At 69.5% G+C, this 22,538-nt stretch carries 16 protein-coding genes and 3 rRNA genes; 3 read left to right on the plus strand and 16 right to left on the minus strand.

Annotation, left to right across the window (positions count from 1 at the left end):
* Positions 1 to 26: 26 nt before the first annotated feature.
* From R4Z62_RS14240 to R4Z62_RS14280, 9 genes are all read right to left on the minus strand, one after another.
* Positions 27 to 239, minus strand: coding sequence for a helix-turn-helix domain-containing protein (locus tag R4Z62_RS14240; protein ID WP_018568181.1), 213 nt, complete (start codon positions 237 to 239; stop codon positions 27 to 29).
* A gap of 129 nt (positions 240 to 368) precedes the next feature.
* The gene (locus R4Z62_RS14245) at positions 369 to 1,184 is read right to left on the minus strand and encodes a phosphatase (protein WP_491519965.1); all 816 of its coding nucleotides are present in this window, start codon (positions 1,182 to 1,184) and stop codon (positions 369 to 371) included.
* 162 nt (positions 1,185 to 1,346) lie between these two features.
* The gene (locus tag R4Z62_RS14250) at positions 1,347 to 2,519 is read right to left on the minus strand and encodes an acetoin utilization protein AcuC (protein WP_064534450.1); all 1,173 of its coding nucleotides are present in this window, start codon (positions 2,517 to 2,519) and stop codon (positions 1,347 to 1,349) included.
* Positions 2,470 to 3,708 carry an MFS transporter gene (locus R4Z62_RS14255; protein ID WP_491519966.1) on the minus strand — a complete coding sequence of 413 codons (1,239 nt, stop codon included), beginning with the start codon at positions 3,706 to 3,708 and terminating at the stop codon, positions 2,470 to 2,472. The genes R4Z62_RS14250 and R4Z62_RS14255 overlap by 50 nt, the downstream gene beginning before the upstream one ends.
* A gap of 84 nt (positions 3,709 to 3,792) precedes the next feature.
* Positions 3,793 to 4,587 (minus strand): VC0807 family protein, encoded by a 795-nt coding sequence (locus R4Z62_RS14260; protein WP_491519967.1) that lies wholly within the window; start codon positions 4,585 to 4,587, stop codon positions 3,793 to 3,795.
* A gap of 93 nt (positions 4,588 to 4,680) precedes the next feature.
* Complete coding sequence (locus tag R4Z62_RS14265) at positions 4,681 to 5,337, minus strand: HAD family hydrolase (RefSeq protein ID WP_382851339.1); 657 nt, start codon at positions 5,335 to 5,337, stop codon at positions 4,681 to 4,683.
* A gap of 62 nt (positions 5,338 to 5,399) precedes the next feature.
* Positions 5,400 to 5,516 (minus strand): 5S ribosomal RNA (gene rrf / locus R4Z62_RS14270).
* Between the two features lie 88 nt (positions 5,517 to 5,604).
* A 23S ribosomal RNA gene (locus R4Z62_RS14275) occupies positions 5,605 to 8,722 on the minus strand.
* A gap of 266 nt (positions 8,723 to 8,988) precedes the next feature.
* Positions 8,989 to 10,513: ribosomal RNA gene (locus tag R4Z62_RS14280) — 16S ribosomal RNA — on the minus strand.
* Together the 16S, 23S and 5S rRNA genes form the textbook arrangement of a ribosomal RNA operon.
* Positions 10,514 to 11,355: 842 nt before the next feature.
* Between R4Z62_RS14280 and trpS the strand changes: the two genes are divergently transcribed.
* Complete coding sequence (gene trpS / locus R4Z62_RS14285) at positions 11,356 to 12,351, plus strand: tryptophan--tRNA ligase (protein WP_491519968.1); 996 nt, start codon at positions 11,356 to 11,358, stop codon at positions 12,349 to 12,351.
* A 25-nt stretch (positions 12,352 to 12,376) separates the two neighbouring features.
* On the opposite strand, the gene proC is transcribed toward trpS, so the two are convergent.
* The 4 genes from proC to R4Z62_RS14305 form a co-directional block, all read right to left on the minus strand.
* A complete protein-coding gene (gene proC / locus R4Z62_RS14290) occupies positions 12,377 to 13,186 on the minus strand; it encodes a pyrroline-5-carboxylate reductase (protein WP_385504737.1) in 810 nt (269 codons plus the stop codon).
* A 96-nt stretch (positions 13,187 to 13,282) separates the two neighbouring features.
* Positions 13,283 to 14,074 carry a class I SAM-dependent methyltransferase gene (locus R4Z62_RS14295; RefSeq protein ID WP_355478324.1) on the minus strand — a complete coding sequence of 264 codons (792 nt, stop codon included), beginning with the start codon at positions 14,072 to 14,074 and terminating at the stop codon, positions 13,283 to 13,285.
* 140 nt (positions 14,075 to 14,214) lie between these two features.
* On the minus strand, positions 14,215 to 14,733 hold the full coding sequence (locus tag R4Z62_RS14300; RefSeq protein WP_491519969.1) for an EamA/RhaT family transporter: 519 nt from the start codon (positions 14,731 to 14,733) through the stop codon (positions 14,215 to 14,217).
* A 43-nt stretch (positions 14,734 to 14,776) separates the two neighbouring features.
* A complete protein-coding gene (locus R4Z62_RS14305) occupies positions 14,777 to 15,118 on the minus strand; it encodes an SH3 domain-containing protein (RefSeq protein ID WP_064534442.1) in 342 nt (113 codons plus the stop codon).
* 185 nt (positions 15,119 to 15,303) lie between these two features.
* Between R4Z62_RS14305 and R4Z62_RS14310 the strand changes: the two genes are divergently transcribed.
* Positions 15,304 to 17,526, plus strand: coding sequence for an outer membrane protein assembly factor BamB family protein (locus tag R4Z62_RS14310; protein ID WP_491519970.1), 2,223 nt, complete (start codon positions 15,304 to 15,306; stop codon positions 17,524 to 17,526).
* Between the two features lie 100 nt (positions 17,527 to 17,626).
* On the opposite strand, the gene ilvD is transcribed toward R4Z62_RS14310, so the two are convergent.
* From ilvD to R4Z62_RS14325, 3 genes are all read right to left on the minus strand, one after another.
* On the minus strand, positions 17,627 to 19,480 hold the full coding sequence (ilvD, locus tag R4Z62_RS14315) for a dihydroxy-acid dehydratase (protein WP_491519971.1): 1,854 nt from the start codon (positions 19,478 to 19,480) through the stop codon (positions 17,627 to 17,629).
* A gap of 182 nt (positions 19,481 to 19,662) precedes the next feature.
* Positions 19,663 to 20,487, minus strand: a complete 825-nt coding sequence (locus tag R4Z62_RS14320; RefSeq protein ID WP_064534439.1) for a sugar phosphate isomerase/epimerase family protein — start codon at positions 20,485 to 20,487, stop codon at positions 19,663 to 19,665.
* 97 nt (positions 20,488 to 20,584) lie between these two features.
* Entirely contained in the window at positions 20,585 to 21,517 is a 933-nt protein-coding gene (locus R4Z62_RS14325; RefSeq protein ID WP_064534438.1) for a Ppx/GppA family phosphatase, read from the minus strand.
* A 155-nt stretch (positions 21,518 to 21,672) separates the two neighbouring features.
* On the opposite strand from R4Z62_RS14325, the gene R4Z62_RS14330 reads away from it, so the two are divergent.
* Entirely contained in the window at positions 21,673 to 22,470 is a 798-nt protein-coding gene (locus R4Z62_RS14330) for a DUF3109 family protein (protein WP_389473155.1), read from the plus strand.
* Positions 22,471 to 22,538 lie beyond the last annotated feature (68 nt).

Consider the following 22,538-nt stretch of genomic DNA (forward strand, 5'->3'; position numbering starts at 1 on the left):
GCCGGTACGGGCCCCCCGGCCGGTCGTCAGGCGGGTTCCACCCCCACATAGCTCTCGCGAAGATACTCGTGAACCGCTTGCTCCGGGACGCGGAAGGACCGCCCCACCCGGATCGCGGGCAGATGACCGCTGTGCACCAGGCGGTACACGGTCATCTTCGACACTCGCATCACCGAGGCGACCTCCGCCACGGTAAGGAACTGGACCTCGTTGAGAGGCCTCTGGTCAGCTGCAGCCATGACACACCTGCACCTTCCGCACTCGACGGTCGCCGGCTTCCCCTTCCGGTGACTCTTCGTCGCTGCGTGCTCACTCCCCAGACTAGGGGCGGGTGATGCGAGTGGGGAAGAGGTGCACGCATCGGCAACCTAGGGCGACAGACCCGCCCGGCCGAGCACATAGCGGATGAGCGGACGGTAGTACACGGATCGCACTCCGTCATCCAGCGGCACCACGACGGCCACGCGCCCCTCCGCCTGCCCGACGAACGGAGCGGGATCGTCCGTGTCCGCCAGACCGATGGCCTCGAACCCCAGTTGACCTGCTCCGCACACCCAGCCGTGGTCCCCGATCACCAGCTCGGGCAGCGGTCCTCCGGCCGCCGCGGCCGCGTCGAGGGCCACCCGGACCGGCAGCGGGGAATGCGTGTGTGCGCCGGGCTCACAACCGGGGCGCGCGGGGCCCGGGAGCCGCACGAGGGCCACTTGTCGTACGTAGTCCAGGTGGTGCGTACGTAGACCGAACCGGGTCGTTATGTCGACACAGCGACCCTGCGCCGGGGTGAGGACGGTACATCCCGCCGCCGACAGGGCGTCCGCGAGAGCGGCGTAGAAACCGAGGAGCCGGTGCGGGTGCCCGGTACCGATCAGCACCGCCGCGCCCCGCCGGGCCGCCGCGCCGAGCCGGTCGGCGAAGACGCCGAGCGCGCTCAGGGTCAGCTCCGGGTCAATCACATCATGGCCGAAGGTGCACAGCGGATCGGCCGAAACGCCGCACTTCTCAGCCATCAGTTCGATCAGCTCCCGCTGCCCCCAGGGGAGTTCGGGGTCCAAGCCGATCAGCGCCCGGGGATCCCCGGCGGCGAACAGCCGGTAACTGCGCAGGCTCACCTCGCGCGTGGTGGCCACGACACCGGCCAGACGGGCACGGACCAGATGCGCGCGCAGCGCGGTGGTGCTCGACACGAGGCGATGGTGGCGGACGGCCACCGACCGCGTCCCGAAAACGGCACAACACCCCACGGCCGGCCTAACGCCACCCGCCCGGCCACACCCGATCGCGCCCGGCCGCCCCGGCCCCGGCAGGGCCGGCCCCGGCAGGCCCCGCCCCGGCAGGTCCTGCTAGGGCTAGGGCAGCAGCCCGCGCAGCGGGAACGCCGCCCGCCGGGTCGCCAGGATCGCCTGGTCCAGCCGGTCCGCCGGGTCGTACCCGGCATCCCAGTCCGACCACGGCACCGGCCACCGCCCGTCCGTCATCCGCAGCGGCCCCAGTTGCCGCGTCCGCGCGTACACCTCCTGGCGCCAGCTCTCCGGGATCACCGTCTCCGGCTCCACCGGCCGCCCCGCCGCGATCCCCACCAGATGCGTCCACGAGCGCGGGACGACCTCGACCACCGCGTAACCGCCGCCGCCCAGGGCGACCCAGCGGCCCTCGGCGTGCTCGTGCGCCAGGTCGTGGCAGGCGACCTGCACGGCCCGCTGCGCGTCCAGCGAGACCGCGAGATGCGCGAGCGGGTCCTCGAAGTGCGTGTCGGCGCCGTGCTGGGTCACCAGCACCTGCGGCCGGAAGTCCGCGAGCAGTTCGGGCACGATCGCGTGGAACGCCCGCAGCCAGCCCGCGTCCCCGGTCCCGGCCGGCAGCGCCACGTTCACCGCCGAGCCCTCCGCGCTGTCCGCGCCGGTCTCCTGCGGCCACCCGGTCTGCGGGAACAGCGTCCGGGGATGCTCGTGCAGCGAGACCGTCAGCACCCGCGGGTCCTCCCAGAACGCGGCCTGCACCCCGTCGCCGTGGTGCACGTCGACATCGACGTACGCGACCCGCTCGGCGCCGAGTTCGAGGAGCCGGGCGATGGCCAGCGCCGCGTCGTTGTAGACGCAGAAGCCGGACGCCGCGCCCGGCATCGCGTGGTGCAGCCCGCCCGTGAAGTTCACCGCGTGCAGCGCGTCCCCGCCCCACACCGCCTCCGCCGCGCCCACCGACTGGCCCGCGATCAGCGCCGAGACCTCGTGCATCCCGGCGAAGGCCGGATCGTCCACCGTGCCAAGGCCGTACGCCGGGTCGGCCGCCGCCGGATCCGCCGACGCCGTCCTCACCGCGTCGATGTAGTCCAGCCGGTGCACCAGCCGCAGCGTCGACTCCCCGGCCGGCTTGGCGGACACCAGGCGCACCTGGCGGTCGAGCCCGAGGGCACCGACCAGGCTCCGGGTCAGGGCGAGCCGGACCGGGTCCATCGGATGGTCGCGGCCGAAGTCATACCCCGTTACCGCCTCGTCCCACATCAGCTGTGCGCAGCCGCTCATGACCGCCACCGTATCGGTCGCCCGGCGGCGCGAACGACCTGGCGTACACCAGCGTCACCAGCACCAGGACCATCGGCACCAGCATCGCCCCGCGGTAGCTCCAGGCGTCGCCCAGCGCGCCCACCAGCGGCGAGCCGACCAGGAAACCGACGTAGTTGAAGATGTTGAGGCGCGCGATCGCCGCGTCCGAGGCGCCCGGGAACAGCCGCCCGGCCGCCGCGAAGGTCTGCGGCACCAGCACGCACAGCCCGAGCCCCAGCAGCGTGAACCCGAGCATGCCCACCCAGGCCCCCGGCGCCCCGGCCACCACCGCGAAACCGGCCGCCGCCACCAGCGTGCCCAGGCGTACCACCGCCGCCGCCCCGAACCGCCGCACCCCGGCGTCCCCGAGGGTCCGGCCCAGCAGCGTGGTGACCATGTAGACGTTGTACGGGACCGTCGCGAGCTGCTCCGAACTGCCCAGCGTGTCCTGGAGGTACTTGGCGCTCCAGTTGGAGACGGTCGAGTCGCCGATGTACGCGAAGGTCATGACCAGGCAGAGCGGCAGCAGCAGCCTGAACACGACGGTCCCGCCCGCGCCCGCGCCGCCCGGGGCCCCGGCGGCGGCCGGATCACCGGAGCCGGCGGGAGCCTCGGCGTCCACGTACCAGCGGCTCGCGACGAACGCCGCCGGGAGCAGCACCGCCACCACCGGCAGATACGACGCCCACAGCGCCAGATGCCAGTGCGCGCCCGCCCAGGCCAGCGAGGCGCCGACGATCCCGCCCAGGCTGTAGGCGGCGTGGAAGCCGAGCATGATGCTGCGGCCGTACGTCCGCTGGAGACTCACCCCGAGCATGTTCATCGAGGCGTCCAGCATGCCCACGGCCAGCCCGAACACAGCCAGCGTCAGGGCCATTTCGGCTATCCGGTCACCGGATCCGGCTCCGAGCAGCGCCAGCAGCACGACCGGCTGCGACCAGCGCAGCAGACGGCTGGGCCGGAACCGCTTGACCAGGTGCTCGGTGGTGACGCTGCCGACCCCCGCGAGGATGGGCACGGCCGCCAGGAAGACCGGCAGCAGGCCGTCCGAGACGCCGTAGCGGTCCTGGATGGCCGGAATGCGCGTCACGAGGAGGGCGAAGGCGGCGCCCTGGGCGAAGAAGCTGAACGCCAGCGAGGCCCTGCCGCGCCGCAGCACATCTGTCATGGCGGCGAGCGTAGGGCCCGTGGCTACCTGTGGGTAGATCCAGTCAAAGATGAATTTTCTTCAGCTTCGACGGGACCGGCCCGCTCAGGCGGTGACGGCGGTCGCCGGGACGGCGGCGCGGGCTGCCTCGACGGCCCCGGCCTCGACGGTCTCCGCACCAGCGGTCTCGGCCCCAGCGGTCTCGGCCTCGGCGGCCACCATCTCCTCCATCGGCCCGGCGGCCAGCCCGCCGCTGATCACGAAGGCGACCGCCAGCGTGCCGACCATGAAGACCGTGCCGAGCCAGACCATCGTGTCCACCGGCACGGTGTACGCGCCCACGACCCGCGCCACGCACTCGGCCAGCAGCGCCACGCCCCAGACGACCGAGAACAGCCGCTCCTTGCGCCGGAAGACCGCCGAGCCGGCCGCCGCACCGGACACCAGCCGCTCCCACGCGGCCTCCTTGGCGGCGTCCCCCTTCACCATGAAGGGCTTCAGCCCCGCCGTCATCATCGGCCTGCCGAGGAACACCGAGACCAGGATGCCGATCGCGACCGTGCTGCTGACCCCGCTGTCCTTGGCCAGCATCAGCCGCGGGTCCCCGGAGACGAAGCTCAGCAGCAGCGAGACGACGTTCACGAAGAGGATCAGGGCCGCCAGGGCGTTGGCCCGCCGCTCCTTCACCAGGCTCCACACGGTCCGCAGCGCCGGGACCGCGCTGCTCCAGGCCAGCGCCGCGAAGGTGCTCGTCCCGAAGGCGTCCTTGAACACGTAGTACGAGCCGAGCGGCACCGCGATGTCCAGGATGAGCGGCCGGAAGTTGTCCAGCACGCTCGGGTTCCGGACGGCGTCGTCGTGGGCGGTGCTCCGGCTGTGGTTCCCCGTGGTCTTCGTCATGCCCTCAGCTTCGCCCGCTCAGGGGGTCCGGCGGCAGAACCGATCGTCCGGAGCTCCGCATGACAAATGTCAGCACCGCGCCGGTGGCCCGGGTCATGCCTCCGGGCGAACCAGCAGGTCGGTCAAGTCGGCCAGGGAGGAGAAGAGTCGGGTGGCACCCGCGAGCCGGTCGGCGGGGGTCATCGCCGTGAACCCGTACACGTCCATCCCGGCCGCCACGGCCGCCTGCACGCCCAGCGGGGAGTCCTCGACGACCACACACCGGCCGGGCGCCACCCCCATCCGCTCGGCCGCGTACAGGAAGAGGTCCGGCGCCGGCTTGCCCCGGCCGACGTCCTGCGCGCTGAAGACCCGGCCCTCCTCGAACCACCGGTCGAGCCCCGTGGCGCGGTGCCCCACCCGTATGCGCTCATGGCTCCCCGAGGAGGCCACGCAGTACGGCGTCCCGTCCGCCGCCAGCTTCTCCAGTACGCCGACGGCGCCGGGCACGGGCTTCAGCTCCCGCTCGAAGGCGGCGAAGACCCGGGCGTGGAAGACGTCGTCGAAGTCGTCCGGCAGCCGCTTCCCGGTGCGCTCCAGCACCAGGTCGTGCACCCGGTGCATCGCCGCGCCCATGTAGTCGCGGAGCGAGTCCTCGTACGAGGTCGGGTGGCCCAGCTCGGTGAGGTAACCGGCGAGCAGGCGGTTCGAGAGGGGCTCGCTGTCGACGAGCACACCGTCGTTGTCGAAGATGACGAGGTCATAGCGCATAGAAAAGAGCCTAGACGCAGAAAAACCCCGCACCGTGAGGTGCGGGGTTTTCCCTAAAATTTGTTCGGCGGTGTCCTACTCTCCCACAGGGTCCCCCCTGCAGTACCATCGGCGCTGTGAGGCTTAGCTTCCGGGTTCGGAATGTAACCGGGCGTTTCCCTCACGCTATGACCACCGAAACACTATGAAACAATCAACCGCACCACGCCGTGACCTGGCATGGGGTTGTTCGTGGTTTCAGAACCAACACAGTGGACGCGAGCAACTGAGGACAAGCCCTCGGCCTATTAGTACCGGTCACCTCCACACGTTACCGTGCTTCCAGATCCGGCCTATCAACCCAGTCGTCTACTGGGAGCCTTACCCCATCAAGTGGGTGGGAGCCCTCATCTCGAAGCAGGCTTCCCGCTTAGATGCTTTCAGCGGTTATCCCTCCCGAACGTAGCCAACCAGCCATGCCCTTGGCAGAACAACTGGCACACCAGAGGTTCGTCCGTCCCGGTCCTCTCGTACTAGGGACAGCCCTTCTCAAGACTCCTACGCGCACAGCGGATAGGGACCGAACTGTCTCACGACGTTCTAAACCCAGCTCGCGTACCGCTTTAATGGGCGAACAGCCCAACCCTTGGGACCGACTCCAGCCCCAGGATGCGACGAGCCGACATCGAGGTGCCAAACCATCCCGTCGATATGGACTCTTGGGGAAGATCAGCCTGTTATCCCCGGGGTACCTTTTATCCGTTGAGCGACGGCGCTTCCACAAGCCACCGCCGGATCACTAGTCCCGACTTTCGTCCCTGCTCGACCCGTCGGTCTCACAGTCAAGCTCCCTTGTGCACTTACACTCAACACCTGATTACCAACCAGGCTGAGGGAACCTTTGGGCGCCTCCGTTACCCTTTAGGAGGCAACCGCCCCAGTTAAACTACCCATCAGACACTGTCCCTGATCCGGATCACGGACCCAGGTTAGACATCCAGCACGACCAGACTGGTATTTCAACGACGACTCCACACACACTGGCGTGCACGCTTCAAAGTCTCCCAGCTATCCTACACAAGCCGAACCGAACACCAATATCAAACTGTAGTAAAGGTCCCGGGGTCTTTCCGTCCTGCTGCGCGAAACGAGCATCTTTACTCGTAGTGCAATTTCACCGGGCCTATGGTTGAGACAGTCGAGAAGTCGTTACGCCATTCGTGCAGGTCGGAACTTACCCGACAAGGAATTTCGCTACCTTAGGATGGTTATAGTTACCACCGCCGTTTACTGGCGCTTAAGTTCTCAGCTTCGCCCCACCGAAATGGAGCTAACCGGTCCCCTTAACGTTCCAGCACCGGGCAGGCGTCAGTCCGTATACATCGCCTTACGGCTTCGCACGGACCTGTGTTTTTAGTAAACAGTCGCTTCTCGCTGGTCTCTGCGGCCACCCCCAGCTCAGAGAAAATCCTCACCAGATGTGGCCCCCCTTCTCCCGAAGTTACGGGGGCATTTTGCCGAGTTCCTTAACCATAGTTCACCCGAACGCCTCGGTATTCTCTACCTGACCACCTGAGTCGGTTTAGGGTACGGGCCGCCATGAAACTCGCTAGAGGCTTTTCTCGACAGCATAGGATCATCCACTTCACCACAATCGGCTCGGCATCAGGTCTCACCCTGCAAGAGAGGCGGATTTACCTACCACTCGGGCTACACCCTTACCCCGGGACAACCACCGCCCGGGATGGACTACCTTCCTGCGTCACCCCATCACTCACCTACTAACCGCTCGGTTCAGCGGCTCCACCACTCCCCTCAACTCCGAAGAGATCAGGGCGGCTTCACGGCCTTAGCATCACGATGCTCGATGTTTGACGCTTCACAGCGGGTACCGGAATATCAACCGGTTATCCATCGACTACGCCTGTCGGCCTCGCCTTAGGTCCCGACTTACCCTGGGCAGATCAGCTTGACCCAGGAACCCTTAGTCAATCGGCGCACACGTTTCTCACGTGTGAATCGCTACTCATGCCTGCATTCTCACTCGTCAACCGTCCACGACTACCTTCCAGTGCCGCTTCACCCGGCAGACGACGCTCCCCTACCCATCCACACACCCGTTAGGGCTATTTATGTGAATGACACGACTTCGGCGGTACGCTTGAGCCCCGCTACATTGTCGGCGCGGAATCACTAGACCAGTGAGCTATTACGCACTCTTTCAAGGGTGGCTGCTTCTAAGCCAACCTCCTGGTTGTCTCTGCGACTCCACATCCTTTCCCACTTAGCGTACGCTTAGGGGCCTTAGTCGATGCTCTGGGCTGTTTCCCTCTCGACCATGGAGCTTATCCCCCACAGTCTCACTGCCGCGCTCTCACTTACCGGCATTCGGAGTTTGGCTAAGGTCAGTAACCCGGTAGGGCCCATCGCCTATCCAGTGCTCTACCTCCGGCAAGAAACACACGACGCTGCACCTAAATGCATTTCGGGGAGAACCAGCTATCACGGAGTTTGATTGGCCTTTCACCCCTAACCACAGGTCATCCCCCAGGTTTTCAACCCTGGTGGGTTCGGTCCTCCACGAAGTCTTACCTCCGCTTCAACCTGCCCATGGCTAGATCACTCCGCTTCGGGTCTTGAGCGTGCTACTCCACCGCCCTGTTAGGACTCGCTTTCGCTACGGCTACCCCACAACGGGTTAACCTCGCAACACACCGCAAACTCGCAGGCTCATTCTTCAAAAGGCACGCAGTCACGAGATACAGCAAGCTGCATCCGACGCTCCCACGGCTTGTAGGCACACGGTTTCAGGTACTATTTCACTCCCCTCCCGGGGTACTTTTCACCATTCCCTCACGGTACTATCCGCTATCGGTCACCAGGGAATATTTAGGCTTAGCGGGTGGTCCCGCCAGATTCACACGGGATTTCTCGGGCCCCGTGCTACTTGGGTGTCTCTCAAACGAGCCGCTAATGTTTCGACTACGGGGGTCTTACCCTCTACGCCGGACCTTTCGCATGTCCTTCGCCTACATCAACGGTTTCTCACTCGTCCCACGGCCGGCAGACCGTAGAAGAGAGATCCCACAACCCCGCATACGCAACCCCTGCCGGGTCTCACACGCATACGGTTTGGCCTCATCCGGTTTCGCTCGCCACTACTCCCGGAATCACGGTTGTTTTCTCTTCCTGCGGGTACTGAGATGTTTCACTTCCCCGCGTTCCCTCCACACTGCCTATGTGTTCAGCAGCGGGTGACAGCCCATGACGACTGCCGGGTTTCCCCATTCGGAAACCCCCGGATCAAAGCCTGGTTGACGACTCCCCGGGGACTATCGTGGCCTCCCACGTCCTTCATCGGTTCCTGGTGCCAAGGCATCCACCGTGCGCCCTTAAAAACTTGGCCACAGATGCTCGCGTCCACTGTGCAGTTCTCAAACAACGACCAACCACCCGTCACACACCGAAAAACGATGCTTCACCGGGGCCGGCAAACTGAGGGCATCATTCCCTCAGGACCCAACAGCGTGCCCGACACGTTCCATCCATCCCCTTGCGTTCCACGCCGAAGCAGTACTAGCAGAAGACATCCGAACCGTGCCGAATAGTCAACGTTCCACCCATGAGCAACCGTGCAGAACATTTGCCTGCATTCGGCTATGTGCTCCTTAGAAAGGAGGTGATCCAGCCGCACCTTCCGGTACGGCTACCTTGTTACGACTTCGTCCCAATCGCCAGTCCCACCTTCGACAGCTCCCTCCCACAAGGGGTTGGGCCACCGGCTTCGGGTGTTACCGACTTTCGTGACGTGACGGGCGGTGTGTACAAGGCCCGGGAACGTATTCACCGCAGCAATGCTGATCTGCGATTACTAGCGACTCCGACTTCATGGGGTCGAGTTGCAGACCCCAATCCGAACTGAGACCGGCTTTTTGAGATTCGCTCCACCTCACGGTATCGCAGCTCATTGTACCGGCCATTGTAGCACGTGTGCAGCCCAAGACATAAGGGGCATGATGACTTGACGTCGTCCCCACCTTCCTCCGAGTTGACCCCGGCGGTCTCCCGTGAGTCCCCAGCACCACAAGGGCCTGCTGGCAACACGGGACAAGGGTTGCGCTCGTTGCGGGACTTAACCCAACATCTCACGACACGAGCTGACGACAGCCATGCACCACCTGTACACCGACCACAAGGGGGACCCTGTCTCCAGAGTTTTCCGGTGTATGTCAAGCCTTGGTAAGGTTCTTCGCGTTGCGTCGAATTAAGCCACATGCTCCGCCGCTTGTGCGGGCCCCCGTCAATTCCTTTGAGTTTTAGCCTTGCGGCCGTACTCCCCAGGCGGGGCACTTAATGCGTTAGCTGCGGCACGGACGACGTGGAATGTCGCCCACACCTAGTGCCCACCGTTTACGGCGTGGACTACCAGGGTATCTAATCCTGTTCGCTCCCCACGCTTTCGCTCCTCAGCGTCAGTATCGGCCCAGAGATCCGCCTTCGCCACCGGTGTTCCTCCTGATATCTGCGCATTTCACCGCTACACCAGGAATTCCGATCTCCCCTACCGAACTCTAGCCTGCCCGTATCGACTGCAGACCCGGGGTTAAGCCCCGGGCTTTCACAACCGACGTGACAAGCCGCCTACGAGCTCTTTACGCCCAATAATTCCGGACAACGCTTGCGCCCTACGTATTACCGCGGCTGCTGGCACGTAGTTAGCCGGCGCTTCTTCTGCAGGTACCGTCACTCTCGCTTCTTCCCTGCTGAAAGAGGTTTACAACCCGAAGGCCGTCATCCCTCACGCGGCGTCGCTGCATCAGGCTTTCGCCCATTGTGCAATATTCCCCACTGCTGCCTCCCGTAGGAGTCTGGGCCGTGTCTCAGTCCCAGTGTGGCCGGTCGCCCTCTCAGGCCGGCTACCCGTCGTCGCCTTGGTGAGCCACTACCTCACCAACAAGCTGATAGGCCGCGGGCTCATCCTGCACCGCCGGAGCTTTACAGTCTCCAAGATGCCTTGGAGACTCGTATCCGGTATTAGACCCCGTTTCCAGGGCTTGTCCCAGAGTGCAGGGCAGATTGCCCACGTGTTACTCACCCGTTCGCCACTAATCCCCACCGAAGTGGTTCATCGTTCGACTTGCATGTGTTAAGCACGCCGCCAGCGTTCGTCCTGAGCCAGGATCAAACTCTCCGTGAATGCTTCCCCGTAATCGGGGCGACACCACGAGAGCGGAACCAAGGGAAGGAATGTTCCCCGGTTCACAGCGTCCTCGCTGTGTTTTCTTCAAAGGAACCTCGTCCCGGCCATGACGGCCGGAGACGGGGTATCAACATATCTGGCGTTGACTTTTGGCACGCTGTTGAGTTCTCAAGGAACGGACGCTTCCTTTGTACTCACCCTCTCGGGCTTTCCTCCGGGCGCTTCCCTTCGGTCTTGCGTTTCCGACTCTATCAGATCCTTTTCCGATCCGATTTCCTCGGTGCTTTCCAGGTTCCCGCTTCCGCGTTTCCCTTTCCGGCGGTTCCGACTCTATCAGATCTTTTCTCGACCTGACCCCCAGTCAGCGGGGTCCGTCTTCCCGGCTGTTGGGCCGTTCCGACGAGTGAGACTTTAGCGGATTCCGTGCTCCCGAGCGAATCGGGGGCCTGCGTTCTCGCGAACGCGGATTCCTCATTCCGTGAATACACATGGCAATGCACGACGCCAGACAGACGTAAAACGACTGTCGCCGTGTAGTGATGAGTACCTGCGGAGTGGCTGCCCGGGGACCGACCGGAGTCGGCTCTCACGTCGGACAACTCGAAGTACCTTACGGATCCCCGGGCGGCGTGTCAACCATGGCTGGGGCGGGCGGCGGAGGCGTACGCTGACGGGCATGACGACGCGTACGTACAACCAGCAGTGGTGGCCCGCCTGACGGCGGCCCTGCTCACGTACGCAGACAACGGCCGCCGCCTCGGCGGCCGTTCTCGTTTCCCCTCCAGGACTCCGGGGGCCGGCCCGCAGGGACGGCGGCCTCCACCGGAGAGGGAACAGAGATGACAAGGGTCTTCAGCGGGGTCAAGCCGACCGGGCACCTGACGCTCGGGAACTACCTGGGCGCCCTGCGGCAGTGGGCCGAGACCGACCAGCACCGGGCGGACTCCCTGTTCTGCGTGGTGGACCTGCACGCCCTGACCGTGGACCACGACCCCGCCCGGGTGCGCAGACTCAGCAGGCAGGCCGCGACGCTGCTGCTGGCGGCCGGCCTCGATCCCGAGCGGTGCACGGTGTTCGTGCAGAGCCATGTGGACGAGCACGCCCGGCTGTCCTACCTGCTGGAGTGCGTGGCCACCGACGGCGAGATGCGCCGGATGATCCAGTACAAGGAGAAGTCCGGGCGCGAGCAGGTGCGCGGCGGCAGCGTCCGGCTGTCCCTGCTGACGTATCCCGCGCTGATGGCGGCGGACATCCTCGCGTACGACACGGACGAGGTACCGGTCGGCGAGGACCAGACGCAGCACGTGGAGCTGGCCCGGGACCTGGCGGTGCGGTTCAACCACCGGTACGGGCAGACGTTCACGGTGCCGAAGGCGACTCCGCCGAAGGTGGCGGCGCGGGTGATGAACCTCCAGGACCCGACGTCGAAGATGGGGAAGTCCGACGACACCGGGCCGGGCATCGTCTATCTGCTGGACGAGCCGGAGGTCGTACGGAAGAAGGTCATGCGCGCGGTGACCGACAGCGGGCAGGACGTCGTCCACGACCGCGCGGCGCGGCCCGGCGTCACCAACCTGCTGGAGATCCTGGCCGCCTGCGCGGGCGGGGACCCGGAGGCCCTGGCCGCGGCGTACTCGTCGTACGGCGCGCTGAAGAAGGACACAGCGGAGGCCGTGGTGGAGGTCCTCAGGCCGGTGCAGGAGCGGCACCGGGAGCTGTGCGCCGACCCCGGGTACCTGGAGCAGGTGCTGCGGGCGGGCGCGGAGAAGGCCCGGACGATGGCGCGGCCGACGGTCGACGCGGCGTACCGGGCCATCGGGCTGCTGCCCGCCTGACGGCGGGCACGCGGCGGGCGGCGGGTCAGCTGTTGCCGGAGGCCAGTTCGCGGCTGCGGTCGCGGGCGGCCTCCAGCGCGGCGATCAGCGCGGCGCGCACCCCGTGGTTCTCCAGCTCGCGGATGGCGTTGATCGTCGTCCCGGCCGGCGAGGTGACGTTCTCGCGGAGTTTCACGGGGTGCTCGCCGCTGTCGCGGAGCATCACGGCCGCGCCGACGGCGGACTGCACGATCAGCTCGTGCGCCTTGTCGCGGGGCAGGCCGAGCAGGATGCCCGCGTCGGTCATGGCCTCGACCAGGTAGAAGAAGTACGCCGGGCCCGAACCGGAGAGCGCGGTGCAGGCGTCCTGCTGCGACTCGGGGACGCGGAGCGTCTTGCCGACGGCGCCGAAGATCTCCTCGGCGTGGCTGAGGTGCCCGGCGGTGGCGTGGGTGCCGGCGGAGATGACGGACATGGCCTCGTCCACCAGGGCCGGGGTGTTCGTCATGACGCGCACGACCGGGGTGCCCGGGGTCAGCCGCTCCTCGAAGAAGGAGGTGGGGATGCCGGCCGCGCCGCTGATGACCAGCCGGCCCGCGGGCAGGTGCGGGGCGAGCTCGTCGAGCAGGGTGCCCATGTCCTGCGGCTTGACCGTGAGGATCAGGGTGTCGGCGGTCTTCGCCGCCTCGGCGTTGGTGACCGGGGTGACGCCGTGGCGGGCGCGGAGTTCCTCGGCGCGCTCGGGCCGGCGGGCGGTGACCAGGAGGTCGGCGGGCGCCCAGCCGGCCCGGATCATTCCGCTGAGCAGGGCTTCGCCGATCTTGCCGGTGCCGAGGACTGCGACTTTCTGGCTCATGGGGCTCATCCTCGCACCGGCGGTCCGGGATGCGGGGTGTTGTCCGGCTGGCGGGACATGCCCGCGGGCGGCGGTGCGGCCGGGCGCGCGGGCGGGTCAGTCGTTGGCGGCGACCAGGAGGAGGACGTCGTAGGTCTCCTCGACGATGCCGTCCGGGAAGACCTCCAGCAGATGGGCGCGCTCCTGGGCGAAGAAGTCGGCGCGGCGGTCCTCGGGGCAGACGAGGAAGAACGAGTGGCTGCCGATGTTGGCCAGGTGGGTGTCGAGCGGGATCCGGCGGCTCCAGCGCACCGTGCGGCGGGTGAGGCGGAGGCGGCCGGTGGGGTCGGCCAGTTCGGTGCGGGCGGCGCGCTGTTTCTCGGCGGGGATGTCGACGCCGAAGAAGCGTCCGGTCCGGCGGCTCGCCTCCGCTATCCAGTCGATGTCGAGGGCGTCGGTGTTCCACCACAGGGCGAGGGAGCCGCCGGGGCGCAGGACGCGCAGCGCTTCGGGGACCGAGCGGGCCGGGTCGGTCCAGTGCCAGGCCTGGGCGTAGGTGATCAGGTCGGCCGAGGCGTCGGCCAGCGGCAGGGCGTTGCCGTTGCCGCGCACGATCGGGATGCCGGGGTGGCCGGCGCGGAACTGGGCGGCCATGCCGTCACCGGGTTCGACGGCCAGGACCTGGGCGCCGCGCTCGTGCAGCAGGGCCGTCGAGATGCCCGTACCGGCGCCGACGTCGGCGACACGGGCACCGGCGAGCGGGCGGCCCGCGAGCTCCTCGACGGTGTCGAACAGGGCCGGCGGGTAGGAGGGGCGGTTGGCCGCGTACTGGGCGGCGGCCGCGTCGAAGGAGCGGGCGCGGACGGCGTGGGCGGCGGGGTCCGGGGCGGGCGACGGAGAGACGGTCATGGACCCATGGTCGTCCAAGCGGTCGCCGGGCGGGCGGGATTTTCCCGGCGGTTTGCGCGGGGCGTGCGCCCCCGGGCAGGGACCGTGCGGGCCGGGCGGGTGGCGGGGGCCGCGGAGGCGCGGCGGGCGGGCGCCGCCGGTCAGCCGCGGCGCTTCTTCTTCGAGGGGTTGCCCGTGCGCCGGGTGCTGCGGCGTTCGTACTGCTCGCGGGCCTGCTCGTACTCCTTGCGGTGCAGGCCCTCGCCGGGGGCCTCGGTCAGGGAGCGGAAGAAGTACGCGAGGAGGGAGCCGACGAAGCCGACGGCGAGCAGGCCGCGCAGGGAGGACTGGCGCTCGGGGTCGGGACGGGTGCTGAAGCCGCCCCAGGTGTGGCCGAAGGCGAGCGCGCTGCACACGGCGAACATGATGACGACCAGCAGGCTGACGAAGGCGCCCGAGTCCGCGATCTGGATGCCCTCGTAGGCGAGGCGGAGCACGAAGCAGGCCGCTGCCGCCGCCAGCAGCGAACCGGCGGCGACCCCGGCGCGGCGCAGCGCGTAGCCGTTGTCGTGCCGCACCCAGGTCGTGCCGAAGAAGCGCAGGGGCTCGGGGCGCGGCCCGGTGGTGCCGGTGGCCGTGGGGCCCGCGGGGGTGTCCGGGGTGCCGTTCTCGTCGCTCACGCCACGATTATGGCGCCCCGGGGGCCGCGGGCTCCGGGCGGGCTCAGGAGCAGCGCGGGGCGATGTAGCCGTCGGCGCCGGTGTAGATGTAGGCGTCGGAGACGAACTCGCCGTTGTCGATGTTGTCCCAGATGCTCGACGTCCCGTACGGGCCCGAGACCTTGGTGCCGGGCGACTGGCAGTGCACCGGGACCTTGGCGCCGACCGGCAGGGTGCGTACGACCGGGTATCCGGTGCCGGGGCCGCTGCGGACGTTCAGGGCGACGCCGGGTGCGACGGAGTAGTAGCGCAGGGCGGCGGCGTGGGCCGCGACCTGCTGCTCCTTCTCGCCGCCCGCGGCTGTGCCGGTGCCGCCGGCCGTCTCCTCGGCATGGTCGACCGTCATGAAAGGACCTCCCCCGTCGTGCCCCGCGGCATGACCGCCGCGGAGGTGTTCGTTCCCCTGGGCCGCGCGGTGGGACAGGTGTGCGCGACTCGCACGCGAACGCTAGCAAGCCGCCTCAGTCCCGTTCGAGTCATCGACTAGGGTCGGTGCGTCGCGCGCGCGGACGAACAGCACGGGGGTGGTCCATGTCGCCACAGCGCAACATCGGAGCGGGCGCGGAAGCGGAACTTCCGGAATATGCCGGGCACTACCGGCTCGAAGCGCGCCTGGGCTCCGGTGGCATGGGGGTGGTGCACCTGGCCCGGAGCACCTCGGGGCTGCGGCTCGCGGTGAAGGTGGTGCACGCGGAGTTCGCCCGGGATCCGGAGTTCAGGGGGCGTTTCCGGCAGGAGGTGGCGGCGGCCCGCCGGGTCAGCGGTGCCTTCACCGCGTCGGTCGTGGATGCCGATCCGGAGGCCGGGCGGCCCTGGATGGCGACCTTGTTCATCCCGGGCCCCACGCTCGCCGAGGAGGTCAAGCGGAACGGACCGATGGCTCCGGCACGGTTGCGCAGGCTGACGGCCGGGCTCGCCGAGGCGCTGCGTGACATCCACCGGGTGGGGGTCGTGCACCGCGATCTCAAGCCGAGCAACGTGCTGCTCGCCGAGGACGGCCCGAAGGTCATCGACTTCGGTATCTCGCGCCCCAAGGACAGCGAACTGCGGACCGAGACCGGCAAGCTGATCGGTACGCCGCCGTTCATGGCGCCCGAGCAGTTCCGGCGCCCGCGCGAGGTGGGACCGGCCGCCGACATCTTCACGCTCGGGTCGGTGCTGGTGCACGCGGCGACGGGCCGCGGCCCTTTCGACTCCGACAGCCCGTACGTGGTGGCGTACCAGGTGGTGCACGACGAGCCGGATCTGACCGGTGTGCCGGAGGATCTGGCCCCGCTGGTCCGGCGCTGCCTGGCCAAGGAGCCGGAGGACCGGCCGACCCCGGACGAGCTGATGCGCGAGCTGCGGTCGGTGGCGGCCTCGTACGACACGCAGTTGTTCGTGCCGGGGCAGCGGGCGGGCGCGCAGGGTGCCGCCGGGCCGGAGCCGGAACCAGAACCGGAACCGGAACCGGAACCAGCAACGGATTCCACACCGGACCTCGCGCCGGGCCCCGCGCCGACGGCGGATCCGGCCGGGCCCGAGCCCGCGGACGGCGCCGCCGGGAAGCCGGTGCGGCGCGCCGGACGGGGGCCGGGCCGGTGGATGGGCAGGCGGCTGGCGCTGGCGGCGGGGGTCTGCGTCCTGGTCGTGGGCTCCGCGCTGACGGCGGTGGAACTGCTGGGCGGCGGCGGGGAGGCCGCGCACCGGGACGACGCGCCGCGCACCGCCTCGGCGGCGTTCGCCGGGTGGCAGGCGCGGCCGGTGGCGCAGGGCGGCGGCGTGCCGCACTGCGTGTCCGCGGCCGGGCGGGTGGTGTGCGCGGAGCCGGGGCTGGTGTTCGCGCTCGCCCCGGCGGACGGCTCGGTGCTGTGGCGGCACCCGGCCGCGGCCGCGCCGGTCACCGGCGCTCCGGTGGCGGCGGGCGGTCTGGTGGTGGCGCCGGCCGGCCGGGACGGGGTGCTGCGGGCGCTGGACCCGGCCACGGGCGAGGTGCGCTGGCAGCGGGACGCGTCGGCGTACCGGGGGATGCGGTTCGCGGGGGACATGCTGCTGCTGACCGCCGCGGACGGCACGGTGACCGGGGTGGACGCCGGTTCCGGCGCGACCCGGTGGAGCAGACGGGTGCCCGGCCTCGGCCTGCCGTACTTCACCTCGTTCGCCGGGGATCCGCTGGCGTACGCGACGGGTCCTGGCGACGGCGGGAAGGGCACCCGGGTGACGGCGGTCGACCCCCGTACGGGCGCCGTGCGCTGGCAGGCGCGGCTGGCGGGGACGCTGCGGCCGTTCGGCTCCTCGGGCGGGTCCCTGTTCCTCCAGTCGGTCGACGGGGTCTACGGCGACACGCGCGCGGTGGTCCGCTACTCCCCCGGTCCGGGCACGACCCGCGAGGTGGCGCTGTCGGTCCCGCTCCAGCAGGCGCACGCCACGGTGCGCGGGGACGTGGTCCAGCTGCTGTCCGCGGGAGGTTCGCTGGTGGCCGTCGATCTGGCGGCCGGGCGGCAGCTGTGGTCCCTGGAGACGTCGGTGAGCCGGGGTTCGGCGCCGGTCGCGGACGCGCGGCACGTGTACGTGCTGTCGGCGGACGGGCGGCTGCTGGCCGTGGACGCGCGCGGCGGCGCGCTGGTCGGCCAGACACCGGCGCGGCTCGGCGCGGGCGGGGACCGGGTGGCCTCCTCGGTCCCGGATCCGGTGCCGGTGGCCGGGCATGTGTGCGGGGGCGCGCCGGACGGCACGGTCTTCGCGGTGGACGCGCGGGATCCGTCCGCCTGGTGACGTCCGTACGCCCCGGGGGTCCGCCGACGGCGCGCGGCCTCCCGGCGGCAGGCGCGAGGGGCCGCCTCGGACGGGACGGCCCCTCGGTGTGTTCCGCGGGTCAGCCGAGCTTCGAGACGTCCCGGACGGCGCCCTTGTCGGCGCTGGTGGCCATCGCGGCGTAGGCGCGCAGGGCGGCCGTCACCTTGCGGTCGCGGTTCTTCGGGGCGTACGCCCCGCCGAGTGCCTGCTCGCGGCGGGCCAGCTCCGCGTCGTCCACCAGGAGCTCGATGGAGCGGCCGGGGATGTCGATGCGGATGCGGTCGCCGTCCTCGACCAGCGCGATGGTGCCGCCGGAGGCCGCCTCGGGGGAGGCGTGCCCGATGGACAGGCCGGAGGTGCCGCCGGAGAAGCGGCCGTCGGTGATCAGCGCGCAGACCTTGCCCAGACCGCGGCCCTTCAGGTACGAGGTCGGGTAGAGCATCTCCTGCATGCCGGGGCCGCCCTTGGGGCCCTCGTAGCGGATGACGACGACGTCACCGGCCGTGACCCGCTGGGTGAGGATCTTCTCGACGGCCTCCTCCTGCGACTCGCAGACGACGGCCGGGCCCTCGAAGGTCCAGATCGACTCGTCGACGCCCGCGGTCTTGACCACGCAGCCGTCCACGGCGAGGTTGCCGCGCAGGACCGCGAGGCCGCCGTCCTTGGAGTAGGCGTGTTCGGCGGAGCGGATGCAGCCGCCCTCGGCGTCGGTGTCCAGCGCCTCCCAGCGCTCGGACTGGGAGAACGCCTCGGCGGAACGGACGCAGCCGGGCGCCGCGTGCCACAGCTCGACGGCCTCGGGCGAGGGCGAGCCGCCGCGCACGTCCCAGGTCTTGAGCCAGTCCGCCAGGGAGGGGCTGTGCACGGCGTGCACGTCCTCGTTGAGCAGTCCGGCCCGGTGCAGCTCGCCGAGCAGGGCGGGGATGCCGCCGGCGCGGTGCACGTCCTCCATGTAGTACGTGCGGTCCTTGGCGACGTTCGGGGCGACCTTGGCCAGGCAGGGGACGCGGCGGGAGACGGCGTCGATCTGCTCCAGGCCGAACTCGACGCCCGCCTCCTGGGCGGCGGCCAGCAGGTGCAGGATCGTGTTGGTGGAGCCGCCCATGGCGATGTCGAGGGCCATGGCGTTCTCGAAGGCCGCGAAGGTGGCGACGTTGCGCGGCAGGACCGTCTCGTCGTCCTGGTCGTAGTAGCGGCGGGTGATGTCCATGACCGTGCGGGCGGCGTCCTCGTACAGGGCGCGGCGGGCGGTGTGGGTGGCCAGGACCGAGCCGTTGCCCGGCAGGGAGAGGCCGATGGCCTCGGTCAGGCAGTTCATCGAGTTGGCGGTGAACATGCCGGAACAGCTGCCGCAGGTCGGACAGGCGTTCTCCTCGATACGGAGGATGTCCTCGTCGGAGATCTTGTCGTTGGCGGCGTCGGCGATGGCGTCGATCAGGTCGAGGGTGCGCACGGTGCCGTCGACCAGCGTGGCGCGGCCGGCCTCCATGGGGCCGCCGGAGACGAAGACCGTCGGGATGTTCAGCCGCAGCGCGGCCATCAGCATGCCCGGGGTGATCTTGTCGCAGTTGGAGATGCAGACCAGGGCGTCGGCGCAGTGCGCCTCGACCATGTACTCGACGCTGTCGGCGATCAGGTCGCGCGAGGGCAGCGAGTACAGCATGCCGCCGTGGCCCATGGCGATGCCGTCGTCGACGGCGATGGTGTTGAACTCGCGCGGGATGCCGCCGGCCTCGCGGACCGCCTCGCCGACGATCCGGCCGACCGGGGCCAGGTGGGTGTGGCCGGGCACGAACTCGGTGAAGCTGTTGGCGATGGCGATGATCGGCTTCCGGCCGATGTCCGCACCGGGTACACCGGAGGCGCGCATAAGGGCGCGGGCGCCCGCCATGTTGCGGCCGTGGGTGACTGTGCGGGACCTCAGCTCGGGCATCGTCGCTCGCTCCTTCAAAGGGTTCTGCCGCTGGTGGCGCCGGTGCGTCCGGATGCCTGCGGCGGGCAGAGTTCTGACTCCGTCGAGCGTACGCCGGTCATCCACGGGGCGGGACGCCCTGTCCGGAATACGGGACGGCCGTCTCGGGCCGGTGCCCGGCCGGGGGTGCGGCGCGGGAGCCGTCAGCGCCCGCGCAGGCGTGCCGACGAGGCCAGGTGCAGGCGGGTGAAGGCCAGGGCCTCGGCGAGGTCGGCCTCACGTTCGGCGCCGGACATCGCGCGGCGGGTGTTGACCTCGATGACCACATGGCCGTCGAAGCCGGAGCCGGCGAGGCGTTCCAGCAGCGCGGCGCAGGGCTGTCCGCCGCGGCCCGGCACCAGGTGCTCGTCCTTGGCCGAACCCCTGCCGTCGGCGAGATGGACGTGGCCGAGGCGGTCGCCCATGCGGTCCACCATGGCGAGGGCGTCGGTGCGGGCCGTCGCCGCGTGGCTGAGGTCGATCGTGAAGTGGCGGTAGTCGTCCTTGGTGACGTCCCAGTCGGGCGCGTAGGCGAGCATCTCGCGGTCGCGGTAGCGCCAGGGGTACATGTTCTCCACCGCGAAGCGCACGTCCGTCTCGTCCGCCATCCGCCAGATCCCCGAGACGAAGCCACGGGCGTACTGGCGCTGCCAGCGGAACGGCGGGTGCACGACGACGGTGCTCGCCCCGAGCCGCTCGGCCGCCGACCGGGCGCGCTGGAGCTTGACCCACGGGTCGGTGGACCACACCCGCTGGGTGATCAGCAGACAGGGGGCGTGCACGGCCAGGATCGGTATGCCGTGGTGGTCGCTGAGGCGGCGCAGCGCGTCGATGTCCTGGCTGACCGGGTCGGTCCACACCATGACCTCGACGCCGTCGTAGCCGAGGCGCGCGGCGATCTCGAAGGCCGTCGCCGTCGACTCCGGGTACACGGAGGCCGTCGACAGGGCGACCTTCGCATCCGGGATGCGCACGACGGGTTCCACCACGAGGGACAGGTTACGGGGTGCCGGGGGCGCTCCAGGGCCTGCGCCCGCCCGTCGTGGCCGGTCTCACTCCGTACCCGCGTACGCCCCGCGGGTACGGCTACGCCGTTCCCATGTGGTCCAGGCGCCGCAGGATGACTCCCTCGCGCAGGGCCCAGGGGCAGATCTCCAGCCGCTCCACGCCGAAGAGGTCCATCACCCCCTCGGCGACCAGGGCACCGGCGAGCAGTTGGCCCGCGCGGTCCTCGGAGACGCCCGGCAGCTCGGCGCGCTCACCGGCCGTCATCGCGGCCAGCCGCGGCACCCATGCCTCCAGGGACTCGCGCTTCAGCTCGCGCTGCACGTACAGGCCCTCGGCGGAGCGGGCGGCCCCGGCGATCCGGGCCAGCTGCCGGAACGTCTTGGAGGTGGCGACCACATGGTCCGGGGCGCCGAAGCGGCTGAACTCGCCGACCGTCCGCGCTATCTCCGTACGGACATGGCGGCGCAGCGCCCTGACGGCCTCCGGGTCCGGCGGGTCGCCGGGCAGCCAGCCGGCGGTGAGCCGGCCCGCGCCGAGCGGCAGCGAGACGGCGGCGTCGGGTTCCTCGTCGATGCCGAAGGCGATCTCCAGGGAGCCGCCGCCGATGTCCAGGACCAGCAGCTTGCCCGCCGACCAGCCGAACCAGCGGCGGGCGGCGAGGAAGGTGAGCCGGGCCTCCTCGGCGCCGCTGAGCACCTGGAGCCGTACGCCCGTCTCGGCCTGCACGCGCGCGAGGACGTCGTCGGCGTTGTTCGACTCGCGCACCGCCGACGTCGCGAACGGCAGCAGGTCCTCCACGCCCTTGTCCTCGGCGGCCTGGAGCGCGTCCCTGACCACGGCCACCAGCCGCTCCACGCCCTCGGCTCCGATCGCGCCGCCCTCGTCGAGCAGCTGGGCCAGGCGCAGCTCCACCTTGTGCGAGTACGCGGGCAGCGGGCGCGCGCCCGGGTGCGCGTCGACCACCAGCAGATGCACCGTGTTCGAACCCACGTCGAGGACACCGAGTCTCATGTACGGAAACGCTACTGCCACCGGGCGCGTGGTCCGGCCCTGACCCGGATTCCCGGCACCTCCCGGAGCGCACCGGGCGCGGGCCGGGCGCGGCGGCTCCGGGTGCCCGGACGCGGCGGCCCCGGGTGCGGGGCCGGGCGACTTACCCTGGACGCGTGCCAAAGACGAAAAAGGCGAAGACCGGAGCCCCGGCGGGCCCGCAGCCGGACGAGAAAGGGCTCGACTTCGCGCGCGCGTGGGTGGAGTTCCCGGACCCGGCGGACGACGAGCAGGTCTTCCGCTGCGATCTGACCTGGCTGACCTCCCGCTGGAACTGCATCTTCGGCAGCGGCTGCCAGGGCATCCAGGAGGGCCGCGCCGAGGACGGCTGCTGCACGCTGGGCGCGCACTTCTCCGACGAGGAGGACGAGCAGCGGGTCGCGGGGCACGTGGCCCGGCTCACCCCGGACATCTGGCAGAACCACGCCGAGGGCACGGAGAACGGCTGGGTGTCCGAGGACGAGGAGGGCTCCCGGCAGACCCGTCCCTTCCAGGGCTCGTGCATCTTCCAGAACCGGCCCGGATTCTCCGGCGGCATGGGCTGCTCGCTGCACATCCTGGCGCTCAGGGAGGGCCGCGAGCCGCTGGAGACCAAGCCGGACGTGTGCTGGCAGCTGCCGGTCCGGCGGACCTTCGAGTGGATCGACCGCCCGGACGACACGCGCGTGCTCCAGGTGTCGATCGGCGAGTACGACCGCAGGGGCTGGGGTCCGGGCGGCCACGACCTGCACTGGTGGTGCACCTCGGCGACGTCGGCGCACGGCGCGGGCGACCCCGTCTACGTCTCCTACCGGGCCGAGCTGACCGAGCTGATGGGCAAGAAGGGCTACGACCGGCTGGTCGAGCTGTGCGAGGAGCGGCTCGCCTCGCGGCTGCCGCTGCTGGCCGCGCACCCGGCGGACCGCCGGGACTGAGCCGGGGCGGGGCTGGGGCGGGGCCGGGACAGGAGCGGGACAGGACAGGACTGAGCCGGGACGGGACC

It is taken from the genome of Streptomyces sp. PL-25, assembly GCF_058344915.1.

Bases quoted from the DNA above. Each gene is read 5' to 3' on its own strand.
- R4Z62_RS14240 (WP_018568181.1), bottom strand. From the start codon at position 239: ATGGCTGCAGCTGACCAGAGGCCTCTCAACGAGGTCCAGTTCCTTACC.
- R4Z62_RS14250 (WP_064534450.1), bottom strand. From the start codon at position 2,519: ATGAGCGGCTGCGCACAGCTGATGTGGGACGAGGCGGTAACGGGGTAT.
- R4Z62_RS14255 (WP_491519966.1), bottom strand. From the start codon at position 3,708: ATGACAGATGTGCTGCGGCGCGGCAGGGCCTCGCTGGCGTTCAGCTTC.
- R4Z62_RS14260 (WP_491519967.1), bottom strand. From the start codon at position 4,587: ATGACGAAGACCACGGGGAACCACAGCCGGAGCACCGCCCACGACGAC.
- R4Z62_RS14265 (WP_382851339.1), bottom strand. From the start codon at position 5,337: ATGCGCTATGACCTCGTCATCTTCGACAACGACGGTGTGCTCGTCGAC.
- trpS (WP_491519968.1), top strand. From the start codon at position 11,356: ATGACAAGGGTCTTCAGCGGGGTCAAGCCGACCGGGCACCTGACGCTC.
- proC (WP_385504737.1), bottom strand. From the start codon at position 13,186: ATGAGCCAGAAAGTCGCAGTCCTCGGCACCGGCAAGATCGGCGAAGCC.
- R4Z62_RS14295 (WP_355478324.1), bottom strand. From the start codon at position 14,074: ATGACCGTCTCTCCGTCGCCCGCCCCGGACCCCGCCGCCCACGCCGTC.
- R4Z62_RS14305 (WP_064534442.1), bottom strand. From the start codon at position 15,118: ATGACGGTCGACCATGCCGAGGAGACGGCCGGCGGCACCGGCACAGCC.
- R4Z62_RS14310 (WP_491519970.1), top strand. From the start codon at position 15,304: ATGTCGCCACAGCGCAACATCGGAGCGGGCGCGGAAGCGGAACTTCCG.
- ilvD (WP_491519971.1), bottom strand. From the start codon at position 19,480: ATGCCCGAGCTGAGGTCCCGCACAGTCACCCACGGCCGCAACATGGCG.
- R4Z62_RS14325 (WP_064534438.1), bottom strand. From the start codon at position 21,517: ATGAGACTCGGTGTCCTCGACGTGGGTTCGAACACGGTGCATCTGCTG.